The following is a 25,261-nucleotide window of genomic DNA, read 5'->3' on the forward strand; positions in this document are numbered from 1 at the left end:
CCGCTCGTGCGGCCACCACGGTAGGTTGAGAAGAGCGTCATGCGCTCGTTGATTGATTAAGAGTTTCCTGCCGGAATTCGCCGATACTTGGGCAAGAGTGCGACCAGATCGCGGTGGCACGTCCTTTTGAGCGCGGATATCAGCCGATCAGCGAGAATTCGCGCATTACGTGAGGGTCAGGTAACATGACCCGCGCACGGGTTGTGGGAAACCGCGAACGCCCGTCATCCGCCTTTCGGCGCGCGGCTGGTTCGACGCCCGCTACGGCGTCTGAACCACCTGTGTTGACCCGTCCGGCGCAATTACGACCGCCGACAAATGCCCGGTCGCGTAGGCGCCGGTATCGACACCGATCTTGCCGCGATAGGCCTCGACCTCTGGAACGATGGTGTGACCATGAATAATCCATGTCCCATCCGCCCTGGTCCGCGCCTGGAATTTCCGATGGCCCCAATGCAGGTGCCTGGTCTGTTGCATGGCGATTGGAACATCCGGGTCCGCTCCGGCGTGTACGACCGCAACGTTGCCCGACTGGAAGCGGTCAGGAAGCTCTTTCAACCAGTCGACCGTTCCCCCCAGAGCATTCACGAACCGATCCCGCGCCGTGACAAGGTCGGTGCCCGACGAAATGTCCGATATGCCCCCGACTCCGAAACTCGCAAGTGTTTGCAGCCCACCATTTCGTAGCCAACGAGCACCATGCTCCTCCGGTCGGTCGACGAAATCGAGCAGCATCGCTTCGTGATTGCCCGAAAGACAGATCATGCGGCCCGACTTCGCTTCGCTTTGCAATCGGTCCAGCGTTTCGCGGCTCTGTTCCCCTCGGTCGACATAATCGCCGACCGTGACGATCGTCATGTCCCTCTCGCCAACCGCATCCAGCTTATCGAGTAGGCGAGACAGCAGTTCGTCGCATCCGTGAATATCACCGATGATCGCAATCGTTCGCTCTGGCGCAAGCGGCGCCGTGAAGGCGGGACCGGGATCAGCGTCATCGGCCCCACGACGCCCACTACCTCCGAAAAGCCTGCCGAAAAGTGACATCGTCCTACCTTCGTTGCCCTCATGCGATCTAGCTCAACCGCGCCTGAGCATCAAATGAAGATCCCCCTGGAGTGTCGAAGCAAACTCTGGTCCTCCAGTTGAACGGTCCTTCCCCTTCCATCGCAACAGCGCCGATGCACGAAGTCCGACCTTTGGCTCTCTCAACGCAGAACGCGTTGACGGCGAAAACATAACTATTTAACTCAATCTATGATTGTGGGCCAAAAACGGCCCGAGATCCAGGCGGAGCGATTGGATGAATTACGGGTCACAGCGGGAATTCGAACGCGGCATACAGGAGCCCGCCCCGCATGAGATTGACCTGCTCGAACTGTTCGCAACCATCTGGCGGGGGAAAGGCCGGGTCTTGGCCGCGGCAATCGTCGCCATGATCGCGGGCGCATATTACGCGTATGGAGTCGCGACACCCACCTACACCGCGCGCGCCAGTGTCGCGTTGGAAAACCGGCAGGAACAGATGATCGAGCTAGAGTCGGTCATGTCCGGGCTGTCCGGCGACCAAGCGACGATCAACACCGAAAGCGAAATCCTCCGCTCGCGCCGGCTGGCGCAGAAGCTCGTGGTGCAACAGGGCCTTACCGACGACCCCGAGTTCAACCCTTTCATCCGCCCGTCACGCACCTACTCGATCTCAGGCCTGAAGGAACGGCTACTTGGCCAAGTCCCTCAAACGCCGACCGAAAAGCGCGTCCTTGACGTGACAACGAACAACCTCATGTCCGCGATCTCTGTGTCCAATGTTCGCTCGAGCTATGTTTTCAACATTCAACTGGTCACGACTGATCCCGAGAAATCAGCACGCCTCGCGAACGGGTTGGCGGACTTGTATATCGAAGATCAGATCGTTCTGAAGAACGAAGCGACCGAACGCGCCATCTCGTGGCTTTCGCAACGAGTTGCCACGCTTCAATCTGAGCTGGAGATCGCAGAACAGAAGGCACAGGATTTCGCCGCGCAGACCACTCTGGTCAATTCCGAAACGCTCGAAGCTTTGGGCCTGCAGGTCAAGAATGTTCGGGCGCGCATCGCAGACGTCCGCGCCACACGCGACGAAGGCGCCATCAGGATTGCCGAAATGGAAGCCGCCCGCGAATCCGGCGAAACCGAAGTCATGCGCTTGGCCGCGTCGGACAGCAGGTTTGACCAGCTCGCCGATCAACGCACGTCAAAGGCCGCACTTCTGATCCGCTTTGACGAGGTGCTGTCCGCGATAAAAGCGGATCACCAGCGAGCGGCACTTCAATTGTCATCGCTCCAGTCCGGCCTCGCGCGGCTCGAGTCCAACTTCGACGAACAATCCACCGACCTCGTCAAACTCGAACAGCTCCAGCGCGAAGCGGGCGCCGCCCGGTCGCTTTACGAGTTCTTTCTGACCCGAATGAAGGAAACGGCCGTCCAGACCGGGATGCAACAGGCCGACAGCCGGCTTCTGTCCGAGGCGATTGAGCCTAACGGCCCCTCCGCGCCCCGGACGTCGCTCGTGCTCGTTCTGTCCGGGATGCTCGGTTTGATGGGCGGGGTAGGCTCGGTCCTCGTGCGCGAAATGAAGCAGGATTCGTTCCGTACCGCGGAGGATCTCGCACAGACGACGGGGGCCTCCGTTCTCGGCCAGATTCCGTCGATCCCCGAAAAAGCGCGCAAGAACGTGCTTGAGTTCTTCATCAGGAACCCGACGTCGCCCGCAGCAGAAGCGATCCGAAACCTCCGCACGTCTCTCATGCTGTCCGACCTCGACAACCCGCCGAAAGTCATCATGACCACCTCTTCCATTCCGGGGGAGGGCAAGACGACCAATTCCCTCGCCCTGGCGCTGAATTTCGCCGGTCTGGGCAAGAAAGTCCTGCTTCTGGAAGGAGACATTCGCCGCAGGGTGTTTGCCGAGTATTTCGACATTACGAACAAGTCTGGATTCCTGGGCGTGCTATCGGGCGAATCCGAGTTCGAAGACGTGGTCACGCACCATGAAGGTCTGGGCATCGACGTGCTGATCGGTGTCAAAAGCGACACTAACGCAGCCGATCTTTTTTCGTCCGAGCGGTTTGCCGAGTTCCTGAGTGAATGTCGTGACCGCTACGACATTGTGGTCATCGACACCGCCCCGGTGCTCGTCGTCCCCGATTCCCGCATCATCGCGCATCACGTGGACGCCATCGTGTTCACCGTGAAGTGGGATGCGACAACGAAGGTGCAGGTTACCTCGGCGCTGCGCCAGTTCGAAATGGTCGGAAAGCCGGTGACGGGTCTCGCACTCAGCCAGATCGACCCCAAGGGCATGCAACGATACGGCTACGGCGGTCGCTACGGCGCTTACGCCGCCTATGGATCAGACTACGACCAATAATCCCGCTCAATTCGGTCCAGTTGATGCGCGGCGCTCCGCCGACCGCGACCCCCAGAAGGGAAAAGGACTGGTTTTCCTTAACGTGTTTGGTGGGTCTCGTTAACAATTCTAGGTTGAATCAAGTTTGACCGCATGAGAGTATCTGCCTCAAATCTCCTTGGAGATGTTTTGCTCGGTATTTACACACGCATAAAGTGCAAATGCCGAAGTCACCGCGGACAGGAAAACCCAGGGATAATGTTGAGTGCGTAGTGCCAATGACCGAATACATTCCGGGCTTGATCCATCGTCGAACTCGCTTTTGCCGAACCCTTTGGCCGGTCTCGGTCCTCTTGCGGCTGTCGCTCGCATTCGGTTCGCGTCCAGCGACAGCGAACACGGCGGCAATCCTGCCATGACGCGCCGCGACCAAACACTCAAACGCGCGATGGATCTGACGTTCTCCGTCGCCGGACTGATCGTTCTTTGGCCGGTCATTCTCTTGACGGCGGTCCTCGCGCGTTGGGACACCGGAGCCAGCGGGATCTTTCGGCAGGAACGCATCGGAAGGCATGGCAGACGCTTTCGGTTGCTGAAAGTGCGGACGATGCGCCCGGTCGACGGCACGACGATAACAACCTGCCTTGACGATAGGATCACACCCCTCGGCGCGAAATTGCGGCGCCTGAAGCTCGACGAGTTGCCTCAGCTCTGGAATGTGCTGCGCGGCGACATGTCTCTCGTCGGTCCCCGGCCCGACGTTCCCGGCTGGGCGGACCGGCTCGAAGGCGACGCCAGAGCACTTCTCGCCTTGCGCCCCGGCATCACCGGTCCGGCCACCCTTCGCTTCCGTGAGGAGGAAAAAATCCTCGGTGCCGCAAGCGATCCCGAACGCCACAACGCAGAAGTCATATGGCCCGAAAAGGTCCGTTTGAACCTTGCATACATGGAAGAGTGGAGCCTCCGAGGTGACGTCGACTACATCGCAAGAACGGTGTTCGGATGAACCGAGCCTGTGATGTTACCCTGCCGTTCACGCCGATCGTCATCATCGGCGCCGGAAGGTCAGGCACCAACGCATTGCGCGATGCGATCACCCGTCTCGACGGCTTCGCGACGTGGCCGTGCGACGAGATCAACCCGATCTGGCGTCACGGAAACCTCGATCATCCGGATGACGAAATCCCTCGGTCAAAAGCAACGCCGCAGGTGCGCGCATACATCAGGGCCGCATTCCTTCGCATCTGGCGTCAACGAGGCAAGCCGCCGTTCGTGGTGGAAAAAACCTGCGCCAACGCATTGCGTGTGCCGTTCGTCGATGCCGTGCTTCCCGAAGCGCGCTTCATCCATATCCTGCGTGATGGCTACGACGTCGTTGCCTCCGCGCGCAAAAGATGGCGTGGCGAGCTAGAAATGCCGGGTCTTCCTTATTTCATCGCAAAGGCACGATACGCGCCCGCCTCCGATCTGCCGCGTTACGCCTTCTCGGCCGCCAGCGCGCGCCTGGCCCTGCGAACCGGAAAGCGCACACATCTTGGAAGCTGGGGTCCGCGTTTCGCGGGAATGCAGGACCACTCCGACCGCCCATTGGACGAACTCGCAGCCCGCCAATGGGCTGCCTGCGTGACCAGCGCGGACGCCGCGTTCAAAACGATCGACCCGGCCCGCTTCACCACGCTGCGATACGAGGATTTCACCGCAGATCCGGCGGGCACCCTTGCGGGCCTGCTTGACTGGCTGAGTGAAACGCGACCCGGCGAACAGATCGCCGCAGCGGCAGGGTCCGTGCGTCGATCTTCGGTCGGCAAAGGCGCATCCGCCGCCTCTGCCTTCGCTGAAACGGTCCATCAGGTGCTCGCACCGCCAATGCGACGTCACGGTTACTAGGTTCAAGGAGAAACGTATGAGAATCTGGCTCTCCAGACCTCACATGTCAGGGCGCGAAAAGGCCTACATCGACGAAGCGTTCGCGTGCAATTTCGTGGCACCGGTCGGCCCGCAACTGAACGCTTTCGAGGATGCGGTTGCCGACTACCTCGGCGGCAATGTCCACTGTGTCGCGCTTGCGTCGGGATCGGCCGCGCTTCACCTCGCCCTGAAACTCGCGGGTGTCACAGACGGTGACGAGGTGTGGATATCATCCATGACCTTTGCCGGCGGTGTCTTTCCGGTACTCTATCTCGGCGCAAAACCGGTCTTTTTCGACCTTGACCCCGAAACGTGGACTGTCGACGTCGAACTGATCCGCAATGCCTTCGCCGTCGCCGCCCGCGAAGGCAGATTGCCGAAAGCCATCGTTCCGACCGACCTTTACGGACAAAGCGTCGATCTCGCCCCGCTTGAGGCATTGGCGGAAGACTACGGGGTGAAGCTCGTCGTGGATTCCGCCGAAAGCCTGGGCGCGGAATACAAGGACGGTCGCAAATGCGGGACCGGAGGCGACATCGCGATCCTTTCTTTCAATGGAAACAAGATTATCACGACCTCCGGCGGCGGTATGCTCGTGACCCGTTCCGCCGAAATCGCCGACCGCGCCCGCTTCTTCGCAACGCAGGCCCGCGACCCGGCCCCGCACTACGAACACTCCGCCTTTGGCTTCAATTACCGCCTCTCCAACGTCTGCGCCGCAATTGGTCTCGGTCAGATGGAGGTCCTGAACGATCGTGTCGAACGTCGGCGGAAAATCAATCGCCGTTATCGCGAAGCCCTCCGGCATCCCGGCATCCGGTTCATGCCCGAACCTGACGGCTACAACTCGTCGTTCTGGCTCACGGCCGTTTCCGTTGATCCCGATCTATGTGGCATCACGCGGGAAGCCATTCGTGAAACCCTTCTCGAGCATGACATCGAAGCGCGTCCCCTTTGGAAACCGATGCACATGCAACCTCTCTTCGCGGGCAGCCGCTATATAGGCAACATGGTCGATGAAGACCTGTTTTCGACCGGCCTCTGTCTGCCATCCGGCAGCGACATGTCCGAAACGGAACAGGATGAGGTCGTCGGTCGAATCAACGCGCTCCTCGCAGCGGCCTGACCGACATGAAAGTCCTGCTCACCCACCGCTTCTTCTGGCCGGACACGCCCCCCTACGCGACCCTTCTTCGCGCAATCGGCGACCAGCTCGCGCAACAGGGGCATCGCGTCCATGTCTTCGCGTCGATCCCATCATACCGCGCAGACGGGAACGCGGCACCACGGCGCGAGCAACTCGGGGCGTTGAGTATTCGGCGTGTCGGCGTGCTCCGGAATGAAAAGTCGGCGGCGTGGCGCCGTGGAGCAAACGTGCTGATATACTGCGCGGCGCTTTTTCTCCACATCCTCAGAACACGCCCGGATGTCGTGACAGCCTCTACCTTCCCCCCGGTTCTCGCGGGATGGAGTGCGAGCCTTGCCGCCCGGATATGCGGCGCGCGCTTCGTATACCACCTTCAGGATATCCACCCGGAAGTCTCACAAATCAGCGGGGCGGCGTTCGGTCGGGGCGCCATCTACCGTCTCCTCCGATTACTCGACAATCAGACCCTGCGCCGAGCCTCCGCCATCGTCACGTTGTCACCCGACATGGCGAAAACCTTGTCGAACCGTGGCCTCGGGCCGCTCCCGATCCGCATCATCAACAACTTAGCTTTGGACCAGTTCGGCGAAAACAGGGCCGCGCCTGAGCATCTTTTGAAACCTGCCGGGGTTTGCCGCGTGATCTTCGCCGGCAATCTCGGCCGGTTCCAGAACCTGTCGAAGCTGGCAGACGGAATCGCGCGGCTCTTCGAGACGAACCCGCAGATCGAATTGTTTTTCCTGGGGGACGGTGCGGCACAGCATGACCTGAAATCGCGTTGGGGAAAGCATCCGCAGGTCAAGTTCGCGCCCTTTCTTCCATTCGACCAGGCGCGCGACCTGATTGCCGGTGCTGATGTGGGACTCGTATCACTGGAACGCGGCATCTACCGGGTCGCCTATCCTTCGAAACTCCTCACCTATCTGGGCCTCGGCGTTCCCGTTCTCGCACTCGTCGAGCCGGAAAGCCACCTTGCACGTGATCTGGTCGCATCGAGTGTCGGTGTCGTTCCCGATACCGATCATCCCGAGCGTATCGCTCAGGCACTGGCTCGGCTGATTGCCGCCAGACCCGAGCGCCGCACCGTATTGAAGGCCCACGACCGCCTCGCCAACCGTGACGAAATACTCGCGACATGGTGTCATTTGATCGCGTCGCTGGACACCGGCGCAGGACTTCATCCCGCACCGGAGACGAGCTGATGCAGCCGGCCCCGCACGTGATGATAGACGCTCTGAACCTCAACGCGGGCGGCGGGTCCGTTGTCATGGCGCGGCTCGCTAAGGCCTTGGTGCTCAAGGGAAGCCGCGTCACTGTCTTGACGGCTCGTGAGCTTCCCGAATGCGACCTTGCCGCGAACGGCGTAAACATCCTCCCGATACCCGGCGCGCACGGCGCTATTCGCGCCTACATCTACCGCGCCACGCGGCTGGACCGTCTTGCCCACGACGCGAAGGCCGACGCTCTCGTGAGTTTCAATTACTTCAGCCCTGTCACGCTTCCTCAGGCGACCTATCATATCAACGTCATCCCGTTCCTCCCCTTCCGCCAGCGCCGCGCGGCCGTTGGGATGCCCCGCGCCCTGCTTCAACCGCGCGCTGCCCACGCCGCGCTGGGCCAAAGCTCGATCAACCTGTTCGAATCCGCGCATCTTCGCGAGCTCGCGCGGTCCAGCGCGCCGGAACACGAAACCGACCACGTTGCCTACGCGGGCATAGACATTCCTTCGCAGTCAGGGCCCCGCCATTCGCCCCCGCGGGTCGAAACCGTCTGCATGATCACCAGCGGCGCACCGCACAAGCAAAACACGATCGCTCTTTCCGCATTTCGTGCCTTCGCGGTATCCCGGCCCATGGCCCGTTTGGAGATTTTCGGAAACACCCAAGCGATCCGTTCGAGTCTTTCACCCGGCCTGCGATCCTTTTGCGACAATTCCGGACAAGTCGCATTTCGCGGCTATGTCGACCGCGATACCCTGTATGGCACGTTGTCCACTGCCTTCGCGCTTCTGACCGCATCGGAGCTGGAAAGCTTTTACATGGTTGCGCTGGAAGCGATGATTGTCGGCTGCCCGGTCATCGCCGCCGACATTTCGTCGGTTCGCGAAAGCACAGGTGAAGCCGCGCAGCTTTTCCCCGCCGGCGATTGGCGTGCCGCGGCTTTCGCGCTGGATGATCTGACAGACCCGGATTGGTGGTGCGCCGTATCGCAGAATGGCTACGAATGGGCACGCCACTTCGACGCCAGGAAACTTTCTGCAAGCTTCGCGGACAAAATCCTCTCGCTCATAGATCGTGAGGCCGCATGACCGCCAACAGGATCAGGATCGCGAGCAATTACCTGCGCCTTCTCGTGACGTTCGCGAGCGGTCTGCTCATCGTCCGACTGCTCGCAGAAATCGGCGCTTCGGCGCTCAATATCTACCTGATCGTCATCTCAGGCACGGGTTTCGCCTTCTTCATGAAGATCGTGATGCAGGAAAGCGTCGTCCCGCTTCTTGGCCTCTCGTTCGAAGACCGGTCTTTCGCTCGCACATACTGGATCAGCTTTCTTTTTGCCGCGTTCGCGAGCCTTTTTGCCTGCACAATCTTTCTTGTGCTCTGGCTGCTTCGCGACAAATTCGACACCGGCAACCTGCCCGACACGACCTTCGCGCTCGCCTTGGCATCCGGCGCCCTCAGAACCGTGTTCTCGTCGCTCGCAACACCGCCAACTCAGGCCCTCCTCGTGGTCGGACGCGTGGTCGCCTACAACGTCATCCTCGCGTCGGAACGGCTCGCAGACCTTGTCGCTGTCGTTGGGCTTCTGGTTGTTGCGGGCGATGCGGGCGACGTGAAACTGGCGAACGCGTTCTTCGTGACCTCTGCGGCGCTCTACATTCTGGTGCAGGTCGCGGCCTTCGCCGTCGCCCGTGCGGCCGACGCCCGTTTCGGATTCCGACCCGTCAGGATCGGCGCACGGGATCTTCGATGGACGCGTCGCATCTTCGGCTGGAACATCGCCATCGTCGTCGCCTTCCTGCTCTATCTCCGCTTCTCGACACTCGCGGTCAACGTCGCATTCGGTGAAGGCCCGACGCTTGTCCTTGGCCTCGTCTTTCTACTCATCGGCTACCAGCGGCAAATCTCCATGGGACTCGTGATCGGCCTCGACGCGGCAATCGCCCGGCTCTACGGCGCCGGAAAACCCGGCCCGAACGCCGAGATTCGCGCGATCGTGCTCCGCTCCACCTATGTTCAAAGCGTCTTCAGCTTCGGCTCGGTCACGATCCTCTGGGTGCTGGCCGACCCGCTTTTCCGCTACTGGCTGGGCGACAGCTTGCGCGGGAGCGGATGGAACGTCGAAACGGCTGCGACCCTGTTCCGGATCATGTCCCTCGGCGTCCTCGCCCGCTCCTTGTCGGAGAATTGGATGAAAATCCTCAACGGCCAAGGCCGCGTTGGAACCTACGCCCCGTGGCTGCTCGCGGGGGGCGTGGTCTATGGGGTCTTCGTCCTGATTGGAATAAACCTGAATACATCTGCCGACACCGTTCTTCTGATCCTCGCGGTGGTGTTTTCCACGCTCTACGTCCTGAACCACGTCGTCGTGGTTCCCTGGCGCCTCGTATCCGAAATGGGCGTCCATGCAAAAGAAGTCGGCTTGGCGGCATTGCTCCCGGGTGGCGTGCTTGCGCTGGGCCTGATGACCTTGTCCGTAATCCTCGACCCGACTCAGTCGCTGTTCGCCGCCGTGGCTTGGGTTGCATTCGGCAGCCTCGGGGGGCTCGCGCTGTTGCACCCGACCGCAACGCGCAGGTTCATAAACCCGGATGAAATGAATTTGGCGAGGCAACCAAGATGAGTGCATTGCCAACGAAGAGAACGCGCTTTCGCCGATTGCGTCGTGAGCTGCTGCCCGAGGCTGTCATAGAACTCATCGCCCGGTTCGGTGGATGGCTGTCAGAACTCATCCGGGAAGACAGCGGGTATTCGGCAGAAGTCCGACTTCGCGCCGCGCTTGTAAACGCGCGTTTGGGCTTCGGGTTCAGGGAACTGGCGCGCGGCACAGTTCTGGCGCGCCCAGGGCAGATCGCAATCGGACACGGCGTGGTGTTTCGCAACAATGTGGTCGTGATGCCGGGAGCCGGGACCTTTTCAATCGGTGACGGCTCGCACATTTCGCATCACGTGCTGATGGCGGCGGGCGGCGGGATATCCATCGGCAGGGACTGCGCGATTTCCAGCGGTGTCGTCTTCTACTCCGTGACCAACAAACGCGCTCAATTCGGGCAGCGCCTGGCCGATCTTGCACCCGAAAAGGCTCCGATAACGATTGGCGATCATGTCCACGTCGGAGCGAACGCGACCATCCTTCCCGGTGTCGTAGTCGGCGATTACGCGGTGATCGGTGCTGGTGCCGTCGTCACCCGAGACGTTGCGCCGGGTGCCATCGTCGTCGGTGTTCCGGCGCACCCCGTGAAGGAGAAGTGACATGGGAATCACAGCACGCGCGATGGCCTTCACCGAACGAAACCGCGGCGCACTCGTCGCGAATGCCTGGCGGCAGGCCCTTGTGCGACCCTGGGTCAGGTTCCGCCTGTGGACATCGGTGGGACGCCTCTTCGCGCCGCGACTGCCGGATCGCTGGCTGTTCATCGGCGGATGCTACAATTCCGGCACAACGATCCTGCGCGAAATGCTCGGCGCTCATCCTGAAATCGGAACACTCCCGCGCGAAGGCGTCGAGCTGACCTCGGTCTTCCCGGATATCGAGCAAGGTGGGTGGCAGCGGATGTGGCACCGCAACGCTGACCTCACGGATCTTTCCCATGCCGACCCCAAGACCCTCGCACGTCAAGCCGCCCGTGACTGGGCGCCGTGGTGGCCGAATGGCAAACGGGTGTTTCTCGAAAAATCCATCATCCACGGTGCATGGATGCCGGTGCTGGAAGCGGGGTTCGAGAACTGCCGTTTCGTCGGCGTCGTGCGAAATGGATTGTGCGCGGCAGAAGGTATCCGGCGTCGCGCCCACCCGTCCGGCAACGCAGCCGACGAATTGGGTGCCAACACCTACCCGATCGAAGAAGCGGCCGCGCAATGGGTCGCCTCGAACCAGCGTCTGTTGGAAGACCGTGAGAAAGTCTCGAACTTCCTTGAAATCAGGTACGAAGACCTCACGGCCGACCCCATCGCGACACTGGTCAGGCTCTTCCGTTTCGTCGGCGTCGATGAACACGCCGCCCGCGACCTCGGCGGGGGCGTCATCGCCGTGGGTAAACGCCGTTTCACGATCCGTGATGACAACCCGGCGAGTATCGCGCGACTGACATCCTCGGACCGCGCGGCACACCGCGACGTGGCAGGTCCGATGATGGTGAAACTCGGCTATGACGGAGCGCCTCGATGACAGGAGCAATCACTCTATCGCTGGATTTCGAACTCGGTTGGGGCGTGGTGGGGAATGGCATGTGGCGCAGGCGTGAGGCAGCGGGCGTCTATCGCGATCTGCGTCCCAGTCTCAAACGCTTCGTCGCTTTGCTCGACGATCTTGAAATCCCCTGCATCTGGGCGGTCGTCGGCGCGATGATCGAAGCGCCACCCGACCGCGATCTCGGCCACCTCCGCGGCAGCTTTGCGAACCGGACCCGCGCCTTTCTCGCGACGGCGGAGCAGGCCACCCACGACGGGCGCGACCTGCTCGACACTGTGCTGACCTCCCGCACGCCGCACGTCTTCGGCACCCATGGCTACAGCCACGTCCTTTTCGATGACGCCGATCAGGACGAAATCGTGCTCGGGCAAGACATCTCAAAAGCGACCCGCGCGAATGAGAAAGCCGGACTGGATCACAGGTTCTTCGTCTTCCCCGAAAACCGGGCAGCCCATTTCCATCTTTTCTCAGGGTCAGGTGTCGAAGTCGCGCGGATGCATGCCCTGAATGAAGCCGCCCCCGGCCAACGCGGCAACCTCGCATCCCGGTTCTGCGCGTCGATCATGCGGCCGGTCAGCCCGGTTACCGAGATACCCTCGAACGATGGACCGATCCTCCACCACGCGAGCGAACTTGTGAACTGGGGCGAAAATGCGGGTCGTCTGAAAAGAACCATGACCAAGCGCCGCCTGAAGTTGGCGCTGAACCGGGCACAGCGCGGCGATCATGTGCATTTCTGGCTTCACCCCTTCGATCTCGTCGCAACGCCTGGTCTGGAAGACTATGTTCAGAACTGGGTGAAAGATATCGCCAAGGGCAGAGATCGGGGTTCGTGGTCCATCGACGCACGGGAGGCGGCCCGTGCCGCATAAGGGCCGAACATCCAGCCGTCGAGCGACAAGCATAGGCGGACAAGACCGACCGGGGAGTGAAGCGTGAGCGCCCAAGCCTCAGGTTTGGCCTTGCGCCCGACGTTGGGCTCAGTTTCCGGCGTTTTTGTAGCGGCAATTTTCCTTCTTGCACCGTTCACATGGAGCTACGTCGCCTCCGTGGGAGGGATGCTCGTTCGCGCCGTTGACGTTTGCATCCTCGTCCTGATCGCGATCGTCGCCATGAAAGGGCGTCTCACGGTCGTATCTACCGTGGTCCCCCTGGCGCTCACGGGCCTCATCATGTTGTCGTTGCTACGCGCGATCATCTTCAGCGACGCCGGGTCAGTCGTGTCCGCCATCAAGATGAGCTATTATCTCGTTGCCGCGCTTGCCGTCGCAACTGTAGTTTCCAGCCGGTCCTATTCCACGTCCCGCTCGACCGCCGCCGCGATCCTTCTCGTGTCCCCGGTCTTGCTCACATTTGGTATCGGGGTATTCGACGTGTTTTCCGAACTCGTCGCATCGCGATCCATTTCAGCCGTATCCAGCATTCTCTTCCGCGGTTGGAACGAGATCTTTTCGAACAATTTGTTCGGCGTTGCAGGCGATCTCGAAGTCCACGGCGTCGCCTTTCGGAACTCTGCCGGAATGGCGTTTCTTATCTCGTCGCTGTACTTTTTTCTTGATCGCAGCCGGGCGAGCAAGGTCGCTTTCATACTCCTCATGGTCGTCGCGACGATGATGTTCTCAAGGTCGGTCTGGCTCTTCCAGTTGATTTTTCTCGCGCTCCTTTTGCTTACATCCCGAAGAAAGGACCGCTTTGTCGGGATCTTCCTGATCACCCTCGTTGCGGCACTCGTGGTCGCAATTCCGGATTTGGGGGTCGCTTGGCTCGAACGCATCGCATCATCCATCGGCAGAGAAGAAATGATTTCCGCTGCATTGCGAGAATTCGAAAACGCGTGGGTGCTGGGCCGTCCCGAAGGCGCTGAACTCGGGCTGGCGAGCGGTGACATGAAAGACGTTCACAATGTGCCACTGGCATTCGGACTAAAGACCGGTCTACTCGGCCTGTCTCTGAGCTTGCTGATCGCCGGCTACTTTTTCTTCCAGATGACCATACGCACGATAACGCTGATGTCGGGTCGGGTCGAAAACCGGCAATCCGAAATCGTTTGCATCGTGTTGTGCGCAGTCTTGCTCGTTCGGCCGCTGGTGTCCGCAAGCCACGACATTTACTTCTCGATTGGCGAATGGTGCGCTTTGGGGCTTTATCTCGCGCTCGCGCAAAACCGAGATGAAGCGGTTAAGAGGCGCACCCAAAAGAGAACACAAGAAGCCGTGCACTCCGCGCCCAACCGCGCCACCGCCTAGCTCCGCGCGTAGATATCCTCGTAACGGACAATATCGTCCTCACCGACATAAGCGCCGGTCTGCACTTCGATCAGAACCATCGGCACGCGTCCGGGGTTCTCCATCCGGTGAACGGCCCCGAGCGGGATATAGACGCTTTCGTTCTCGCTGACGAGCTTGACTTCCTTGTCCACCGTCACCTTCGCCGTGCCTTCGACCACGATCCAGTGTTCCGAACGGTGGAAATGGCTTTGCAGCGACAGCGACGCGCCGGGATGGACGAGAATACGCTTCACCTGGAACCGACCGCCGACGACGAGGCTCTCGAACCAGCCCCAGGGGCGGTGATCCTTGGGAAACATCGTCGCCTGATCCGCGCCCTTCGCCTTGAGCGCGTTCACCGCTTCTTTCACGTCCTGCGCGCGGCTCATGTCGGCGACCAGCACCGCGTCGTTCATCGCCACCGCCATGATGTTATCAAGCCCGATGCCCACGACCTCCAGCCGCTCGTTCTCGGACCGCAGAAGCGAGTTGGTGCAGTCGATCGCCGTCGCCTCGCCCGAGGTGACGACACCGTTCTCGTCCGGCCCGCTGTCACGCCACACGGCGTCCCAGCCACCCAGATCCGACCAGCCGCCATCATAGGGCACGACCGACAGGTTCTCGGCCTTCTCCATCACGGCATAGTCGATGGAAATATCCTCGGCCTCGCCCCACGGCCCCGGTGCGAGCCGCAGGAACCCGAGATCCACCTCGGCTTCGGCCAACGCCCCGCGGACCGGCTTCATCAGATCCTTCGCATGGGTCTTGAACGCGTCGATGATGTCGCGCGCGCGGAACAGGAAGATCCCTGCATTCCACAGGAAGTTCCCCGCCTTAACCATCTCCTCGGCCCGAGCGGCGTCAGGTTTCTCGACGAAGCGGTTCAACTTCACCGCCGCCCTGTCCTTGCCGGGCTTGTCCGACAGGTCGAGGTAGCCATATCCGGTTTCCGCCCGATCCGGTGTGATCCCGAAGGTCACGAGGTCGCCGGCCTCCACCGCCTCCAGACCCCGCGCCACGGCATCGCGGAACGCCTCCGGGTCCGGCACCACATGATCCGACGGCGCGACCAGCATGATCGCCTCCGGGTCCGTCTCGGCAACCCTGAGCGCGGCGGCGAGCACAGCGGGCGCGGTGTTGCGCCCCTCCGGTTCGATCACGACCGCGCCGGGGTCGATCCCGACGCCAGCAAGCTGCTCGGTCACGATGAACCGAAAGTCCGAATTGGTCAAAACCACGGGCTTCTCGAAGCTCAAAGCCTCCGTCGCACCCGACAGCCGAAGCGCGGACGCCTGAAACAGCGTGTTGTCTCCGATCAGCGGAACGAACTGCTTGGGATAGGATTTTCGCGACAAAGGCCAGAGCCGGGTGCCGGAGCCGCCGCAGAGCAGCACGGGAGTGATCTTTGCAGGCGCCATGGGCTCCACCGTCTTTGTTCCGTCGCGTCCAACATACATCGCAACCCAAACCTTTGACCACAAGATGATTTCTGCACTCCCAAAGCCGGATTCCCGCCTTGCGGACCGCCCCACGCATAGGGCTATGGTGGAGCGATGCTGCGCCTTGCGACCATATGCGCCTGCCTTCTGGCGGCACCGGCCATGGCCGACGACCTCACGGTCTTCGCCGCCGCAAGCCTGCGTGACGCGCTGAGCGACGTGGCCGCGCTATATGAGGCCGAGACGGGCACAGATGTTACCCTGTCCTTCGCAGGCTCGGGTCTTCTCGCACGTCAGATCGGGTTCGGCGCCCCGGCGGACGTGTTCATCTCCGCCAACACCGAATGGATGGACGTCCTCGACGCCGACGGCGACATCGTCTCCGACAGCCTCCGTGATATCCTTCAAAACAGCCTCGTTCTGGTCGCCCGAGCACCGTCGCCGGACGTGGAGCTCACCGCCAAGGCGTTAATGGGAGCGCTCGGGCCGGAGGGATACCTCGCGATGGGCGTCGTCACGTCGGTTCCCGCCGGTATCTATGGCAAAGCCGCGTTCGAGCATCTCGGCATTTGGCCCATGCTCGAAGGCCGGGTCGCACAGGCCGACAACGTGCGCGCCGCGCTCGCACTCGTGGCGACAGGTGAAGCGCCCCTGGGCGTCGTCTACGCCACCGATGCGAAAGCGGATGACAGGGTCGCGATCGTCGCCCGCTTTCCCGACGACAGCCACGCACCGATCCGCTATCCCGCCGCCCGCGTGAGCCGAAGCGAGGCCCGCGACGCAGATGCGTTTCTCGCCTACCTCACCGGCGAAACCGCGCGCAGAATATTCGCCGATTATGGCTTCGACGCGGTCGAGGATACGCCGTGAACTGGCTCGGCCCAGAAGAGTGGCAGGCGGTCGCGCTCTCGCTCAAAGTCTCATTCTGGGCCATGTTAGGGTCTATTCCGTTCGGACTTCTAACAGCCTACGCACTGGCGCGCTGGCGTTTTCCTGGCCGTCAGGTGCTGAACGGCCTCGTGCATTTGCCACTCATCCTGCCCCCTGTCGTGACCGGCTATCTCCTGCTCCTCGCCTTCGGAACCCAGGGACCGCTTGGCCGCCTTCTCGATCCGCTCGGCATCACCTTCGCCTTCCGCTGGACCGGGGCCGCGCTCGCCGCCGCGATCATGGCTTTCCCGCTTATGGTCCGTGCGATGCGTCTGTCCATCGAAGCGGTCGACCCGAAACTCGAAGACGCCGCCGCCACCCTCGGCGCATCCCGCCTTCAGGTCTTCGTCACGGTCACCCTGCCGCTGATCCTGCCGGGCATCCTGACCGGCGCGATCCTCGCCTTCGCGAAAGCCATGGGCGAATTCGGCGCCACCATCACATTCGTCTCTAACATACCCGGACAGACGCAAACCCTGCCCTCTGCAATCTACGCGTTCCTACAAGTTCCCGGTGGTGAAAGCGCCGCATTGCGGCTCGTCGCGGTGTCGGTTGCCATCGCCTTGGGCGCGCTCGCATTGTCCGAATGGCTCGCCCGCCGGGTGGCGCGGAGGGTTGGCGGATGAGCCTCAAAGTGTCCATCCAACACCGCCTCGGGGATTTCGCCCTCGACGTGGCCTTCGAAGCGCCTCCTGGCGTCACCGTTCTCTTCGGACGGTCCGGATCGGGCAAGACCAGCGTCGTGAACGCCGTCGCCGGACTGATGCGCCCGGAACAGGGTCTGATCGAGCTCGACGGAGAGGTTCTGCAAGACAGGACGTCATGGACCCCGCCGCATCGGCGCCGCATGGGCTACGTGTTTCAGGACACGCGCCTGTTCCCGCATCTGACGGTGGAACGAAATCTTGCCTACGGTCGCAAGTACGCGCCAAAAGGTGCAAACCTTCCCAAGTTGGACACTATTGTTGAGCTTTTGGGTATCGGCGCGCTGCTCTCTCGCCGTCCGGCCGACCTGTCCGGCGGCGAGAAAAGCCGGGTCGCGATCGGGCGCGCGCTCCTTTCAGGGCCAAGGCTTCTACTGGCCGACGAACCGCTCGCCGCGCTCGACGATGACCATAAGTCAGAAATACTGCCATATTTCGAGAGGTTACGGGACGAGCTTGATGTGCCCGTGCTTTACGTGAGCCATTCCGCCGCCGAAGTCGCCCGCCTCGCGACCACGATAATTGTCCTGGAACAGGGTCACATATTGCGCACCGGCCCAGCGCAAGAAGTGCTTGCCGATCCGCAGATCACGCCCCTCGGACCGGGCGCGGCGGGCGCGATGCTCGAGGCCAAGGTGGTCGCGCATCACGCCGACGGGCTGTCGGAATTGTCCGCCGGCTCAACCCGGCTCCTCATCCCTCATGTCCCGTGCGATCCCGGCCAGACATTACGCGTACTGGTCGAGGCGCAGGACGTCATGCTCGCCAAGACCCGGCCCGAAGGCATATCCGCGTTGAACGTGCTCGCCGCGACGATCCGCGACGTCCGCATTGGCGACGGCCCCGGCGCGATGGTGCAGCTTGATGCTGGCGGGAACCTCATGCTGGCACGGGTGACGCGCCGGTCGGTCGATGCCTTGGGTCTTGCACCGGGACAGGAGATTTTTGCCATCCTGAAGGCCGTGTCGGTAGCGCGCGAGCATCTGGGCAAGACCCGCGCCTAGCGCGCCGCGCGAAACCCGGACAAAAGCGTCTCTTCTTCGTCCGCCGCGATCGGCGTAATGCCCTGCGCTTCAAGCGCCCGCGAATATGCGTCCCGCATCCCGTCGCGCCCGATTAGCGCCACCTGCTGACCAAGCCAGAACGGTTTCATCGCGGCCAGCTCGAGGCCAAGAAACGCGCCGAGAACCGCCTCGCGGCTATCCTCCGCGCTGGTGTTTCCAAGCGCAACTTGAGCAGCGTTAGAGCCTATTTTCTGCCCGATCCGCTCAGGCCGCGACATCACGTCTTCCATCGAGGCGAGGCCGATCTCGCCCAATGTCGCGTCCATCGGCTCTACGTTCATCGCGCGAAGCGACCCTTCGGTCAGGTCGCGGGTCAGCACGGTCTGGAATGACACCACCTCGCCCGCGCTCACATGCACCCAATGACTGCGCGCACCGGGCAAACACAGCACCCCGTCGAACCCTTCGTTCGCGGCAAGGTATCCGGCCACGCGAAGCGTGTCGGCCAGCATGAGCGCGGGGGGCGCGGCCTGCACCAGCCCGGGCACCACCCGCACATCGAGCCTCGCGTCACGCATCGCCACCCGCACCGCGCTTCCCGGCTCGACGGGACGACAAGGCACCTTGCGCCCCGCAACATCATCCGACCAGAACCCGGGCCGCGCCGGGTCGCCTGCGATTAGGATCTCGGTCGGCGCGTCATCTTCGAGATAACCGGCGATCAGCCCGCCCAATGCGATCTCGAACGCTTCGGGGCCAAGTGCGCGCGTGTCTTCGGTCCCGTCCAACCGCGCCTTTACCTGACCCGCGTCGTCCATCACCCAGATCCGAAGTGCCCCCGGCCGCCATTCGACTGCCATCCAGTCGGTTTGCCTGTCGTTCATCCCGATATCCGATGCTCTTGAAACCAGAGGTATCTAGCCTGCAACGCCTCCCGCGGCAAACCCCGCTTGCACGACTGCCCCGTGCGTGAGACATCGGATCGACCCGAACAAGGAGCGTGGCATGAAATTCCTGATGGTGGGCGCCGGGCTGTCCGGCGCGGTGATCGGTCGCGAAATGGCGGAAGCGGGCCATGATGTCACGGTGATCGACGCGCGCGACCACGTCGCCGGGAATTGCCACACCGAACGAGACCCCGAAACAGGCGTGATGGTCCATGTCTACGGCCCCCACATCTTTCACACCGACGACGACGAGGTCTGGGAGTACGTCAACCGCTTCATGTCGTTCGAACCCTACAAGAACCGGGTGAAATCCACGACGCAGGGCGCGGTCTATTCGCTCCCCGTCAACCTGCACACGATCAACCAGTTCTTCGGCAAGACCATGCGCCCGGATGAGGCCCGCGCTTTCATCGAAGAACAGGCCGACACCACCATCACCGATCCCCAGACGTTCGAAGAGCAGGCGCTGCGTTTCGTCGGCCCTGATCTCTACGAAGCGTTCTTCAAGGGCTACACGGAAAAGCAGTGGGGCTGCTCCCCGACCGATCTTCCCGCTTCGATCCTCAAACGCCTCCCCGTGCGCTTCAACTACGACGACAATTACTTTTTCCATCGGCATCAGGGCATGCCGCGTGACGGCTACACGCCGATGGTCGAGGCGATCCTCGATCACCCGAACATCACCGTCCGACTTGAAACGCCCTACGACCCCTCCATGCGCGACGACCATGATCATATCGTCTGGTCCGGCCCGCTCGATGGTTATTTCGGATTTGAAGAGGGGCGTCTGGGCTACCGCACGCTCGACTTCGAACGCTTCACGGCCAAGGGCGACTGGCAGGGATGCGCGGTGATGAACTACGGCGACCGCGACGTGCCCTTCACCCGGATCACTGAGCACAAGCACTTCAGCCCTTGGGAAAGCCACGAAGGCTCCGTGCTCTACCGGGAATTCTCGCGCGAATGCGGCCCCGATGACATCCCCTACTACCCGATCCGGCTGGTGGAGGAGAAAGCGATGCTGGCGGACTATGTGGCTCGTGCCGAGGCCGAAACGAATGTCACCTTCGTCGGGCGTCTCGGGACCTATCGCTATCTCGATATGGATGTGACGATCCGCGAAGCGCTCGACACCGCCCGCGCGTTCCTGAAATCCGACGCGACGGGCGCGGCTTTTCCGATATTCGTGAACCATCCGCTCTGACCAGTTAACCCTGCCTGATCGGTTAGGTCCCATTTGACCTAAATGAATGATAAATTGCTCACGGGGTGTCCATTGCAGGGCCGGGAGATGAGCGAATTTCGCGCCGAAAAACCTGTTGTCGCGGTTGCTTATGCAACCGATGCCTCGGGTCATGCCGATTCGGGCGACGGATCGGAAACGTCCGGCCGGGTTGCCGAAACCCCTACAGCCGCGATCGACTGGGGTGATACGCTCTCGGACACGGAAATCAGTGTCTATTTCGCCCAAAATCGCGACTACGTCGTATCCGATAGCGGCACCGTCTACTATAGCGAGGGCTGGAACGCATATGAGGTCCAGCAGGTGACCCGGGCGTTCCGTCTTATCGAGGCGGTTACCAAAGTAACATTCACACAGGTCGACAGTTTCTTCAGCGCGGATTTCGTTCTGGGTCTGGACGCCGACGAACAAATGGCCCCGCACAGGCTCGGTTTCTTCAACCCCCCTTACTATCCGGGCCACGGGCGCGGCATGTTCAACGGTGCCGCATGGGATCGGGAACCGGGAGGCGATCTTGAAATTGGCGGTGTCGGTTTCGCCACGATCGTGCACGAGCTCTTGCATGGTCTCGGCCTCGCACACCCGCATGACGAAGGCGGCTCATCCGGCGTCCTGTCCGGCGTCAGTAACGCGTTCGGTGACTATGGCGATTTCGATCTCAATCAGGGCGTCTTCACAGTGATGTCCTACAACGAAGGCCTGAACACTGGAACCATCGGGCGCGGCCCCGGCGCAGACGGTCTCTGGGGTGTCGAAGCGGGGCCGATGGCGCTCGACATCGCCGTTCTACAGGCGGCCTACGGCGCGAACATGACCCACGCGACGGGTGATGACACCTATGATCTGCCCGGTCTGAACGGAACTGGAACCTATTGGGTCTCGATCTGGGATGCCGGAGGCTACGACACCATCCGTTACGGCGGCGTGTTCGACTGCGTGATCGACCTTCGCCCCGCCAAACTCGACTACAGCATTGGGGGAGGCGGCTTTCTCTCTGCGGCCGATGGCATTGCGGGCGGCTTCACCATCGCCAACGGGGTGACGATCGAACGTGCGATTTCCGGGCGAGGCAATGACCGGGTCATCGGAAACGACGCCGACAACCTGATCGTTACGCGGGCCGGACATGACACCGTATCAGGAGGAGCTGGCGACGATGTCGTGCGCTCAGGCGGCGGCAACGATCTGTTGCGGGGGCAGGATGGCAACGATCTCCTCCTCGGGGGCGAAGGGGATGATCAGCTCTTCGGACAAGACGGCAATGACCGGATCAAGGCCGGGACCGGCGACGATCTCGCGACAGGTGGCGCGGGCGACGATCTCATCATCGCGCACGCCGGGTCGGATCAGATCATCGCCGGCGCTGGAAACGACATTATCCGCGCGAACGCGGGCGACGACCTCGTGAACCCGGGAACCGGTGATGATACCGTCCAACTTGGCGCTGGAAGTGACAGGTTCGTGTTTCGAAGCGGCGATGGGTCCGATGTGATCCAGGACTTCGATCCAACATGTGACAGGCTCATCCTCGATCCGCATCTGCTACCGAACCCAACGGATCCACGCGGAATCCTGGATGTCGCGTTTCAGACCTCGTCGGGTGTGCAGTTGAAGTTCGATTCAGGTGACATGATCCAGTTGCTGGGCGTAATGAACAGTCACGACCTGATAAGCGCGTTTCATGTCGCCGATCACCTCGGCTAGCTGAAGTTGATATCGTCGAACCAAAACCCGCGTCCATCGTGATTGACAAGGACGACGGACCCCTCATCCCACTCGACCGTGACATGTGGACCAGCCTTCGAGATCGAAACGTCACTCTTGTCGATCCCGCGAAACAAGAGCCTATCCTGCCTTAAGTTGAACCCGCGAACGAAGTTTTCGCCGCTCGTCTGTGTGAAGATGAACCTGTCACGACCAGCCCCGCCAATAAGAGTATCCGTACCACTTCCTGCGACGAGCAGATCGTTTCCGCCGCCGCCAATGAGCCGGTCATTGCCGGATGCCCCATAGAGTTTGTCGTGACCGCCCCCTCCATTTAGAATGTCATCGTCCTGTTGCCCGCATAGCCGGTCGTTCCCGTCCTGACCCAACAGCACGTCGTTACCCGCATTCCCAAAAAGCACATCGTCATGTTGCCCGCCGATCACACGATCGTAGCCGTCACCACCATAGAGCCTGTCTCGTCCCGCATGGCCGAACATGACGTCGCGATCCGCGTCGCCGTACATCCGATCATTGCCGCCATGTCCGAAAAGCCGATCCATGTCATGCCCGCCGTGAATCTCGTCATGTCCAGCGCCGCCATAAAGGCGGTCGTTTCCTGCCCCACCATCCAGTATGTCGTCTCCGGCGTTGCCGTTGAGCACATCGACGCCCGCGCCACCCTCCAAGCGGTCCTCGCCCGTGTCTCCGATCAGCACATCGTTCCCCGCACCACCATCAAGCGTGTCGTTATCCGCGCCACCGTGGATCCAGTCGTGGCCATCACCGCCTCGGATCAGGTCGAGGCCCGCCTCGCCGTGCAACGCGTCATCGTCGCCTCCACCGTCGAGGATATCGTCGCCCGCACCGCCATAGAGTGTGTCCGCGCCTGCGCGACCATAGATCTCGTCATTACCCGAAGCGCCATAGGCCTGATCGGCGCCGTCCCCCGCGTCGATCAGGTCATGCCCGGTCTTTCCGCCCAGCGTGTCATTACCGTCTTCGCCATAAAGCTGGTCATTGCCGCCCCCGGTGACGATGTAATCATTTCCGCCCCCGCCGAAGACGATGTCATTCTCGCCCGGCCCCTCGCCGAGGCTGTCGAAATACCTGTCGTTTCCGTCCCCGAGATAGGCTTCGTCCGATCCCGCCCCTCCGGTCACGTCGTCATGACCCGCGCCAGCATGGATCACGTCATCTCCGCTGCCGCCGTCGATCTCGTCTGCGGAAGCGCCGGTCCTGATGGTATCGTCGCCCGCCCCGCCATGAACGTTGTCACCATCGGCTGACCCGCTCTGCCCCAGGTCGTCGTAGCTGTCATCGCCTGCATCAAGAAAGACCCTGTTTCTGCCAAAACCGCCATCTACCTGGTCATTTCCCCCACCGGCGTGGACTTCGTCATCACCCGCGCCAATCAGGATGGTATCGGCGTTGCCGGTGCCGTCGATCAGATCATCACCGTCGGTGTCCTTAAAATCATACGGTTCCGGATCATCATCTCCTCCACCGCCCCCGTCGTCTCCCCCCGTCGGGTCGTCGGGGAAGCTGTACCCCGACAAATCCATCGGGCGGTCCGGCGTCGTCATCACGGCGCCACGAATTTGATGGGCCGCCAGCGTGCCGCCGTTTGCGGACCGCACCATCAACGTCTCATCGCGCCACGTCACCTCGGCACCATCGGCGTTCGGTAGGATCGTCAGGGTTTGCGGGACGTAGAAAAACGGCCATGACGAAAGGTCGAGCCGGTCGACCGAGGGATCGAAATCTATGATGACGTCGCGTTGCCCGTCATCGCGCAGAACGAACACATCCGCGCCCGCACCGCCGGTCAGAACATCCTCACCTTTCCCGTCGACCAGAATATCGTCACCGCCACCGCCGGAGATCGCGTCGTCTCCCGCGCGACCGACAAGAAGATCATCGCTACCCCCACCGGTCACTGCCTCGCCCGCGTTGTCCGCAAGGAACTGCGCGCCCTGACCCGATACGTCCCATGACAGGTCACTCAGCCCGCTTTCCGCCTGGCTCGCCACGATGATTCTGATTCGGTCGTTCAATAAACCAGCCGCGATTGCCGAAACATTCGCGATTGCGACCTGGCCCGGTCCGCCGCCGACCCAGTTGTTCACGATCGTCTCCAGATACTGAAGCGTCCCGCCCGGCATGACCACGAAGAGCGTTACACCGTCATCCGCCCCACCTGCGGCCACGAACTGCCTGCCATCCACTTCGACCGTCGCCAAACTCGTGACCCCGCCGAACCGCGTGAATCCATTGTCGATGACATGGTCGGTCCGGGTCAGGGACCCGTCCGGCTCGAGCAGAAAAACGGAAAGCGCCCCGGAATTGTCCGTAGCAGAACTGGCGATGACGAAACTATCGCCCAGGACTTCGACAATGGCGACCTGCGTCGGGTCCATCATACCCGATCCGTCTGCCTTGCCGAGATTCGTGACGAGCGTTGCCGTGTCCGCACCGAGCACGTAGCTCTTGATCCCGTCGCTCCCCGCGTCGCCCACGACGAGGATATCCGCGCCGCCTAGAGTGACTTGCGCCGCGGCGGTGACGAAACTGTCGTAGGAAATCGTTTCATCCGGGATATCGGCAAACCCGACAAGATCGCCGCCCGCGTCCCGCCGCGCCCAGGCGAGCGCGCCCTCCTGACTGACGAATGCCAGTATGCCACCGTCGCCCGAAATCGCGGACGAGCGCCCAAAGCTCGCACCCAAGCCGTCGTAGGTGACATGAGTGCCAATCTGCCCGTTCTCCGTGAAAGAAAAGGCACTAACTTTGCCGAACTCCGCAGAACCGACGACGATCTCCAGCCCGCCGTCGGGTGCATTGACGACTGCGAACACATCCGACAGACCCTGAATCCACCCGCCGTCAAAAACCTCCAAATCGACGAGCACGGGGGGCGCCAACGCGTCGAGGCCATAGGTCGCCAACCCACCATTCCGCCCGGACCCGGAAATCAGTGTCAGGCCACTTCCGTTTTCGACGAATTCAAGACGGTCGATCCCGGCATCCAGAACCCCAAGCCCCGCGTAAAACCGCCCCTCGACCTTGATCGACACACCACACCTCCGCTTCCCAAGCGGGTGTGTTGTGGCCGGCGGAACGGGCAGGGTGCGGAGCGCAATTGTGACGCCACAGCGGAGAATATCGCCA

General features: G+C 61.7%; 20 protein-coding genes. 16 read left to right on the forward strand and 4 right to left on the reverse strand.

Annotated features, from left to right (window positions below):
• Nucleotides 1-261: 261 nt before the first annotated feature.
• Nucleotides 262-1,044, reverse strand: a complete 783-nt coding sequence (locus tag KJP28_RS14600; protein ID WP_218393349.1) for a metallophosphoesterase — start codon at nucleotides 1,042-1,044, stop codon at nucleotides 262-264.
• A gap of 256 nt (nucleotides 1,045-1,300) precedes the next feature.
• Here KJP28_RS14600 and KJP28_RS14605 point away from each other — a divergent pair, with 256 nt between their 5' ends.
• The 11 genes from KJP28_RS14605 (at nucleotide 1,301) to KJP28_RS14655 (ending at nucleotide 14,098) form a co-directional block, all read left to right on the forward strand.
• On the forward strand, nucleotides 1,301-3,406 hold the full coding sequence (locus KJP28_RS14605; protein ID WP_218393350.1) for a GumC family protein: 2,106 nt from the start codon (nucleotides 1,301-1,303) through the stop codon (nucleotides 3,404-3,406).
• A gap of 394 nt (nucleotides 3,407-3,800) precedes the next feature.
• Nucleotides 3,801-4,391 carry a sugar transferase gene (locus KJP28_RS14610; protein WP_218393351.1) on the forward strand — a complete coding sequence of 197 codons (591 nt, stop codon included), beginning with the start codon at nucleotides 3,801-3,803 and terminating at the stop codon, nucleotides 4,389-4,391.
• Nucleotides 4,388-5,272: a sulfotransferase family protein gene (locus KJP28_RS14615; protein ID WP_218393352.1), complete on the forward strand. Its 885-nt coding sequence runs from the start codon at nucleotides 4,388-4,390 to the stop codon at nucleotides 5,270-5,272. Before KJP28_RS14610 ends, KJP28_RS14615 begins: the two co-directional genes overlap by 4 nt.
• A gap of 16 nt (nucleotides 5,273-5,288) precedes the next feature.
• Complete coding sequence (locus KJP28_RS14620) at nucleotides 5,289-6,419, forward strand: DegT/DnrJ/EryC1/StrS family aminotransferase (protein ID WP_218393353.1); 1,131 nt, start codon at nucleotides 5,289-5,291, stop codon at nucleotides 6,417-6,419.
• Nucleotides 6,420-6,424: 5 nt separating this feature from the next.
• Nucleotides 6,425-7,642, forward strand: a complete 1,218-nt coding sequence (locus KJP28_RS14625; protein WP_218393354.1) for a glycosyltransferase family 4 protein — start codon at nucleotides 6,425-6,427, stop codon at nucleotides 7,640-7,642.
• Complete coding sequence (locus KJP28_RS14630) at nucleotides 7,642-8,748, forward strand: glycosyltransferase family 4 protein (protein WP_218393355.1); 1,107 nt, start codon at nucleotides 7,642-7,644, stop codon at nucleotides 8,746-8,748. The genes KJP28_RS14625 and KJP28_RS14630 overlap by 1 nt, the downstream gene beginning before the upstream one ends.
• Nucleotides 8,745-10,283, forward strand: a complete 1,539-nt coding sequence (locus KJP28_RS14635) for an MATE family efflux transporter (protein ID WP_218393356.1) — start codon at nucleotides 8,745-8,747, stop codon at nucleotides 10,281-10,283. Before KJP28_RS14630 ends, KJP28_RS14635 begins: the two co-directional genes overlap by 4 nt.
• Nucleotides 10,280-10,912: an acyltransferase gene (locus KJP28_RS20065; protein ID WP_272490528.1), complete on the forward strand. Its 633-nt coding sequence runs from the start codon at nucleotides 10,280-10,282 to the stop codon at nucleotides 10,910-10,912. The genes KJP28_RS14635 and KJP28_RS20065 overlap by 4 nt, the downstream gene beginning before the upstream one ends.
• A 1-nt stretch (nucleotide 10,913) precedes the next feature.
• On the forward strand, nucleotides 10,914-11,828 hold the full coding sequence (locus KJP28_RS14645; RefSeq protein ID WP_218393357.1) for a sulfotransferase family protein: 915 nt from the start codon (nucleotides 10,914-10,916) through the stop codon (nucleotides 11,826-11,828).
• Nucleotides 11,825-12,724: a polysaccharide deacetylase family protein gene (locus KJP28_RS14650; RefSeq protein ID WP_218393358.1), complete on the forward strand. Its 900-nt coding sequence runs from the start codon at nucleotides 11,825-11,827 to the stop codon at nucleotides 12,722-12,724. Before KJP28_RS14645 ends, KJP28_RS14650 begins: the two co-directional genes overlap by 4 nt.
• Nucleotides 12,725-12,787: 63 nt before the next feature.
• On the forward strand, nucleotides 12,788-14,098 hold the full coding sequence (locus KJP28_RS14655) for a hypothetical protein (RefSeq protein ID WP_218393359.1): 1,311 nt from the start codon (nucleotides 12,788-12,790) through the stop codon (nucleotides 14,096-14,098).
• Here the strand turns inward: KJP28_RS14655 and KJP28_RS14660 are convergent.
• A complete protein-coding gene (locus KJP28_RS14660; RefSeq protein ID WP_218393360.1) occupies nucleotides 14,095-15,537 on the reverse strand; it encodes a mannose-1-phosphate guanylyltransferase/mannose-6-phosphate isomerase in 1,443 nt (480 codons plus the stop codon). The genes KJP28_RS14655 and KJP28_RS14660 overlap by 4 nt on opposite strands.
• Nucleotides 15,538-15,672: 135 nt before the next feature.
• Between KJP28_RS14660 and modA the strand changes: the two genes are divergently transcribed.
• Genes modA through modC form a run of 3 tightly spaced genes read left to right on the forward strand, consistent with a single transcriptional unit; the run spans nucleotide 15,673 to nucleotide 18,196 of the window.
• Nucleotides 15,673-16,428 carry a molybdate ABC transporter substrate-binding protein gene (gene modA / locus KJP28_RS14665; RefSeq protein WP_218393361.1) on the forward strand — a complete coding sequence of 252 codons (756 nt, stop codon included), beginning with the start codon at nucleotides 15,673-15,675 and terminating at the stop codon, nucleotides 16,426-16,428.
• Complete coding sequence (modB, locus tag KJP28_RS14670; RefSeq protein ID WP_218393362.1) at nucleotides 16,425-17,114, forward strand: molybdate ABC transporter permease subunit; 690 nt, start codon at nucleotides 16,425-16,427, stop codon at nucleotides 17,112-17,114. Before modA ends, modB begins: the two co-directional genes overlap by 4 nt.
• The gene (gene modC, locus KJP28_RS14675; protein WP_218393363.1) at nucleotides 17,111-18,196 is read left to right on the forward strand and encodes a molybdenum ABC transporter ATP-binding protein; all 1,086 of its coding nucleotides are present in this window, start codon (nucleotides 17,111-17,113) and stop codon (nucleotides 18,194-18,196) included. The genes modB and modC overlap by 4 nt, the downstream gene beginning before the upstream one ends.
• Here the strand turns inward: modC and KJP28_RS14680 are convergent.
• Nucleotides 18,193-19,080, reverse strand: coding sequence for a 2-dehydro-3-deoxygalactonokinase (locus KJP28_RS14680; protein ID WP_218393364.1), 888 nt, complete (start codon nucleotides 19,078-19,080; stop codon nucleotides 18,193-18,195). The two genes, modC and KJP28_RS14680, sit on opposite strands and share 4 nt — an antisense overlap.
• 121 nt (nucleotides 19,081-19,201) lie before the next feature.
• Here KJP28_RS14680 and glf point away from each other — a divergent pair, with 121 nt between their 5' ends.
• Nucleotides 19,202-20,347 (forward strand): UDP-galactopyranose mutase, encoded by a 1,146-nt coding sequence (gene glf / locus KJP28_RS14685; protein ID WP_218393365.1) that lies wholly within the window; start codon nucleotides 19,202-19,204, stop codon nucleotides 20,345-20,347.
• Nucleotides 20,348-20,434: 87 nt separating this feature from the next.
• Nucleotides 20,435-22,090: a M10 family metallopeptidase gene (locus tag KJP28_RS14690; RefSeq protein ID WP_218393366.1), complete on the forward strand. Its 1,656-nt coding sequence runs from the start codon at nucleotides 20,435-20,437 to the stop codon at nucleotides 22,088-22,090.
• On the opposite strand, the gene KJP28_RS14695 is transcribed toward KJP28_RS14690, so the two are convergent.
• A complete protein-coding gene (locus KJP28_RS14695) occupies nucleotides 22,087-25,167 on the reverse strand; it encodes a calcium-binding protein (RefSeq protein WP_218393367.1) in 3,081 nt (1,026 codons plus the stop codon). The two genes, KJP28_RS14690 and KJP28_RS14695, sit on opposite strands and share 4 nt — an antisense overlap.
• Between the last annotated feature and the right edge of the window lie 94 nt (nucleotides 25,168-25,261).

The sequence above is a fragment of the Maritimibacter dapengensis genome, assembly GCF_019218265.1.
In the GTDB taxonomy this organism is placed as follows: Bacteria; Pseudomonadota; Alphaproteobacteria; order Rhodobacterales; family Rhodobacteraceae; genus Maritimibacter; species Maritimibacter dapengensis.